Raw genomic sequence first — 5,433 nt, 5'->3', positions numbered from 1 at the left:
TTTTTTTGCGCGTGCATTGGTTTCTTCAGTAAAGGTTTTAATGGTTTGGGTTGAAGTTTTGTTGATTGAAACATTAAAGCCTAACTTTTCTTTCACCCAGTTTGGCATCCAACTGGTTAATTTCTTCATCATATTGCCAAAACCGTTATACAGATCATCCCATTTGCTTTTGATGCCGTCCCATAAGCTACCAATGAGATTGGCTCCTGCTTCCATTAAATCAACGCCAAGCAACCATTTAATGAGTTCATTGATTCCTTTTGCTATCCAATAGAGTGGTGAAAAGTTTTTAAAGAGCGTAAAGAGGTTATTGAAAATGTTACTACATAAGCTGTAAAAAGAATTCCATAGCTTTCCTAAGAAGCTTATTACGGTATTCCAGTTTTTGTAGAGTAGATATCCAGTAGCAATAAGCACTGTAATGCCGCCTATTATCCAGCCTATGGGAGTAGACATCATGACGATGCGAAGCGCGGCGAATGCTGTACCAATTACAGCTAATGATGCTACCAACAAGCTTTTTATTTTGTCCCAATATTTGTAAAGCACATATAGAACAGCAATAAGCGCAACAATGCCACCAATTACCCAAGTGATAGGAGAGGACATCATGATGATACCAAGCTTAACAAACGCTGCACCAATTACAGCTAATGATGCAACCAACCGGAAATCTATTTCATCCCAGTATTTACACAGTGCAATAACTGCTGCAATGCCACCAAGTATCCAGCCGATAGGTGTGGTCATGATTGCATAGCCAAGCGTGACAAACGCTGCTCCTGCTGCGGCTAATGCGGCAATGAGTGGACCAAAAATGAAGGAGCCAAGAGCTACAAGACCCACCTTAAAGACGGTTATTTCACCAATCAATGGCTCTAGCCAGCGAAACCAGCCTTTAATTCTCTCTGTAAGATCACTGATGCCTTTTCTCAAATCAGAGGTAGGATTAAGCAAATCATTAAAGACTTTTTTTACGCTTTTAGCCCATCCAGCAACGGTTGTTTGGATGAGGTCGCGGTTTTCATCAATCAACTTTGAAAAACCATCAATCATATCATTAATCACAGGCATGAAACGGGCGCCAATAAAGCTCGCGATACCACCTATTTTTTTCTTAAAAGCACCAAGCTTATCACTTAAATCTGCTGCATAGCGTGCGACATCGGCACCTATTAGCCATTTTCCTTTTCGCGCCTTTGCAAACAGCTCTTTAATGGGTGCCATCCCTTGCGCAAGCATGGTCGCCATTTCTTTACCATCGCCCCCAAACAACAGAGCAGCAATATGCTGTCTTTGTGCTTGATTTTTCATCTTACTCATCTTGTCGGTAATTTCTTCTAACAAGACAGAAGTGGATTTGAGTTTTCCAGAAGTGTTTTTGACAGAAATGCCAAGCGCCTCAAAGCCCATCATGCCTCTTTTTTGTCCAGCATATGCTTGCGCAGAACGCCTATTTAAAGTTGCTAGAGATTGTTGAAAAAGTTCGGCGGAAGTGCCTGAATTATCGGCTGCATCACCCCATAATTGAAGTGATGCAACACTCATATTTAAATGGCGTGATGCGTGATAAAGACTATCGCCCAGATGCATGGTTTTCATGGTAACGGCGGTCACACTTGCCACAAGACCACCACCAGCAAGCCCTAAGACACCGGTAAAGACCGAAGCACGGCTTGCCGCCACTCCAAGAGCACTTTGGACACCATGAAGGCTTTTTGTCATGTTTTTGACAGCAGCAGAAAAGCGCGGAATACTCAATCTATGGGAGAGTGTTTTTGACAATGTATCGAATTTTTTTTGAAGATGTTTGAGAGGTGCGGTGAGTTTGTCTTCAAGGGACAGCTTTACCTTTGCATCAGCAACTTTTTCACTCATTTTGTCTTATACCTTTCTGCTGCTTGTTTTCGCCAGAATATTAGTTCTTGCAGTTCCATTTCCATCATGTCTGAAAGTGACCAATGGAACACAATGGTAATATCGGCTATGAGTTTAGCGGCGGTTTCCCAGTCGAGGTGTCCCGCCGCTTGATAAAAGACTCCAAAATCTCTCCAATGCTCGACAAGTCATTAATATCCAGTTCTTCAATCGCTTCATGTGCCCATCCAGAAAGGCGTGCAACCATAGCAATTGTTTGCTCTATGCCTTCTTTTTTGTCGATTGCTTGCACATCTTTTGTTTTGGGACGCTGTAAGGTAATTGTGGTGTGCTCTTTTCCTTCAAAAGTAACAGGTATCAATAATTTATGTGTAATGCTTGTTTGTACTGTCATTTTTATAATCCTATATTTTCTCTATGGTCTGCGAGTTGATTGACGCCATTGAATCTCCTCACCATGTTGAGGGCGTCTATCTCAACGATTTCAACGTCCTTCTGGACATATTTGAAATATTGCAATGTGAAGGTAGCCGTGGATGTTGCTTTTCCTCCCGGTTGCCACTCTGCCATTTCAAAGCCTTTGCATAGTCCTCTCATGGTAATAATGACGCCTTCTGCGGGGGTGCCCTGTGCTTGCATTGAACTGCGCAATGAAATGTCGACATCCGTGCGCCCCAACAGTGTCATCAACTCTGGAGAGCAATCAGAAATGGTCATGGTGAGAATGAGAGTTTCAAGACCAAGGTCAACTTCAATAGAGCTATCCATGCCTCCGCCACGATAACTTTCAACAACCAAGTTCAAATTCGGTAATGTTACGCTTTCACATTTTGCTTGATAGGGAATGCCGTCGACAAAAATGTTAAAATATTTCAAAACTCTTGGTAAAACGGGGATAGCCATTAAAAAATCTCCTCTAAATAATCATTCACAATGCGTGAACGGAATGTGATGTGTTCTGCTGGTGTTGCTGGGGTGAATTCGACATTGAAATAGACTCTACCGCCTTCAATAGCGCTTGTTGTGTTAAGCTCTAGATCTGGTGTACAGCGTCCACCAAGAATGGCGCCTTGCGTTTTTAAATCACGCAAATAGGCATTGACGCTTTCACTGACATCATGCATGTAAGTTTTTTTGATATTGCGATCGACAGCCCATAGATGCCCGCGCAAAATAGCGTCATTGATCATATCTGCGGTGCGTACTACCGATAAGAAAGCAAACTTTGTATCGCTTGAAAGGGTGCGATTACCCCAAAGACGATAACCATTTTCGCGGATAATTGTTGTGATGTTTTGTTCGTTAAGAAGGTTGGCACGGCTGGATCTGTCCCCAATGGAAAAATCAATGGGGCGCGCAGTTCCAACAATGCCATTGATCACTTTGTTTGAAGGAGAATGCCAAAAACCGTGTGTAAAATCAGTTTTGGCAATGACACCTGCAACTGCTGCACTTGCTGGTTCTTCTACGATTTTGCCATCACGATTCACTTTTACAAATGGATCAATAAGAATGGCGCGCTTTGAATCAAAATCCTTTGCTGTGTTAAGGGCTGCTTCATCTGTGCTATTTGGAGCATCAAGCACCACAATAGCACGCAGACGCTCTGCAATGCCAATGAGTTCTGCTGCGACGGGGTTGGCAGTTGCATCAGTTCCATTCTCTTCAATATTCACACTGGAAGGGCGTTGATGTGTAAAGCCTGGCGCAATCAGAATGCGTGGTGTTTGTCCCACAATGGATTGTGCTCCAATCAAAGCATGAACGCCTTCATAAGCACCATTCGTATTCACACCACCTAGAACATTGGTGAGTGTTGCATTTTCATTGTCACCCTCGTTCACGCGCACGACGATAACAATAGCTCCCACTTGCTTGAAAATGAGATCAAGGGCATTGGGTAGGGTGCCTTGACGCTTGCCTGTTTTATCCAGTTTAGCGGCTTGTGAAAGAGAGCCCGTTACCAAAACCGGTGTGTTAAGGGGGAAGGCTCGGTCATCGGCATCGGGCGCCGTGCCAACAATCCCGATAACTGCCGATTGTACCGCGCGAAGGGGGCGGGTGCCGTCGTCAACCTCGACAACTTCAACACCGTGTAGAAAACCTGTTGCCATACTTTATGCTCCTTTAAAATATTGGTGAATGAAAATGAATGGGAAAAAATGAGAGGTAAAAAGCCGCTCTGACGAGCGACTTGACAAAATGTTTAAAACCGTTAGATTCGTACAAAGGTGCCTAACAAACACCTTAAAACAACAAGCGGATTGGTTACCGAAATAATCAGTCTTCTGTGCATTAAAGACTTTGACTCATTATATGCTACGCGCATATAATAGTGGGGTCGGGTGTGGTTATGCTATACAATACCCTTTCGGGGGAAAGGCATAACGACGGGCTTGTTGCCGTGTTTGTTAGCACCCGGCATTTTTATAAAAAATGTCATTAACAAACATTAATCAACAAGGAGTTCATCATGAACACTCTTATAGAAATTACAGAACAGGTCATTGATGGTGATACTGTTCAAACAGTAAATGCACGTAAATTGCATAGTTTTTTAGAAGTAGGTAAAAAATTTGCGGACTGGATTACTGAACGTATCAACAAATATAATTTGGTAGAAAATCAAGACTTTGTTTGCTTCCCTATTTTGGGAAGCAAAGGCAGGGGTGGTCACAATCGTAAAGATTATCATCTAACTTTAAGTGTAGCAAAAGAGCTTTCTATGCTTGAGAACAATAAGAAAGGTAGAGAGGCTCGTTTATACTTTATCAAATGCGAACGGCTCTTGAAACAAGTAGCAACACCACAAATACCTGCACCACAAGTTGACTACTCCAAACCCGAAGCATTGCTTGGTGTTTTGAATCACTTACAAAGCCAAATTGAGCAGAAAGACCATGTTATTGCCGAATTAACACCAAAAGCAAAAGCTTTGGATGGTTTAAAGCGTTCTGATGGTTTGTTCGGTTTGATAGAAGCAGCGAAAATGCTAGAGGTACGACCAAAAGATTTAACGGATTACTTGCGACAAAACGATTGGGTCTATCGTCGTGCTCCAGGGGCGCCTCTGTTACCTTATCAGGACAAAATAAAGAAAGGATTCATGGACTGCCCTGCTATTACCATTCAAAGACCGGATGGTACAGAAAAGGTCCTGCCTTCAACGAAAATCACATCCAGAGGATTGGCATGTTTGAGAGAACAAATCTTTGGGGGTGTACAATGAATACCAGTATCGACTTTTTATGTGATTTATGGATGGCTTTGTTTCAATTTTCTAATGATGAAAATGTAAGCGACAAAGATTGTAGTGCTCTGGTTCAAACTATGAATGCAATAGAAAAGGTTCTAGTTTTAAAGCTTCAAGATGACGTGCCCAATATTACAAAAATCTTGGCAATTCTAACAGATTTTGGAGCTTCAGAGCTACCACATAGCACGGATTCTTTGTTGAAAGCCTATGCTCCTACTTCGGAGCGCCCTGCCACAAAAGCAGCTTAGACGTAAAACATGATTTATCTCCTCGTCTTTTAGGCGGGGAGGTGGTTAATG

Annotated in this window: 7 protein-coding genes; 2 read left to right on the top strand and 5 right to left on the bottom strand. The window is 42.5% G+C overall.

What is annotated here, in order from left to right:
* The 5 genes from ACFIJ0_RS07320 to ACFIJ0_RS07300 all read right to left on the bottom strand — a co-directional run.
* Positions 1-1,878: phage tail protein (locus ACFIJ0_RS07320; RefSeq protein WP_375645275.1), on the bottom strand; the 1,878-nt coding region annotated here is incomplete at its 3' end.
* Positions 1,875-1,937, bottom strand: a complete 63-nt coding sequence (locus ACFIJ0_RS07315; RefSeq protein ID WP_244548654.1) for a GpE family phage tail protein — start codon at positions 1,935-1,937, stop codon at positions 1,875-1,877. The genes ACFIJ0_RS07320 and ACFIJ0_RS07315, both read right to left, overlap by 4 nt.
* A 47-nt stretch (positions 1,938-1,984) precedes the next feature.
* Positions 1,985-2,272 (bottom strand): phage tail assembly protein, encoded by a 288-nt coding sequence (locus ACFIJ0_RS07310; RefSeq protein WP_375623706.1) that lies wholly within the window; start codon positions 2,270-2,272, stop codon positions 1,985-1,987.
* A 2-nt stretch (positions 2,273-2,274) separates the two neighbouring features.
* The gene (locus tag ACFIJ0_RS07305) at positions 2,275-2,781 is read right to left on the bottom strand and encodes a phage major tail tube protein (protein WP_375623705.1); all 507 of its coding nucleotides are present in this window, start codon (positions 2,779-2,781) and stop codon (positions 2,275-2,277) included.
* Positions 2,781-3,992 carry a phage tail sheath subtilisin-like domain-containing protein gene (locus ACFIJ0_RS07300; RefSeq protein ID WP_375644097.1) on the bottom strand — a complete coding sequence of 404 codons (1,212 nt, stop codon included), beginning with the start codon at positions 3,990-3,992 and terminating at the stop codon, positions 2,781-2,783. Before ACFIJ0_RS07300 ends, ACFIJ0_RS07305 begins: the two co-directional genes overlap by 1 nt.
* 359 nt (positions 3,993-4,351) lie before the next feature.
* Between ACFIJ0_RS07300 and ACFIJ0_RS07295 the strand changes: the two genes are divergently transcribed.
* Complete coding sequence (locus tag ACFIJ0_RS07295) at positions 4,352-5,107, top strand: antA/AntB antirepressor family protein (RefSeq protein WP_375623528.1); 756 nt, start codon at positions 4,352-4,354, stop codon at positions 5,105-5,107.
* The gene (locus tag ACFIJ0_RS07290; RefSeq protein WP_375644098.1) at positions 5,104-5,382 is read left to right on the top strand and encodes a hypothetical protein; all 279 of its coding nucleotides are present in this window, start codon (positions 5,104-5,106) and stop codon (positions 5,380-5,382) included. Before ACFIJ0_RS07295 ends, ACFIJ0_RS07290 begins: the two co-directional genes overlap by 4 nt.
* Positions 5,383-5,433: the final 51 nt, after the last annotated feature.

The organism is Bartonella sp. OC68QHHN (assembly GCF_042193875.1).
Classification (GTDB): Bacteria; Pseudomonadota; Alphaproteobacteria; order Rhizobiales; family Rhizobiaceae; genus Bartonella; species Bartonella grahamii_A.
Note: the sequence above shows the minus strand (reverse complement) of the source record. Positions and strands in the feature narration are given on the sequence as shown.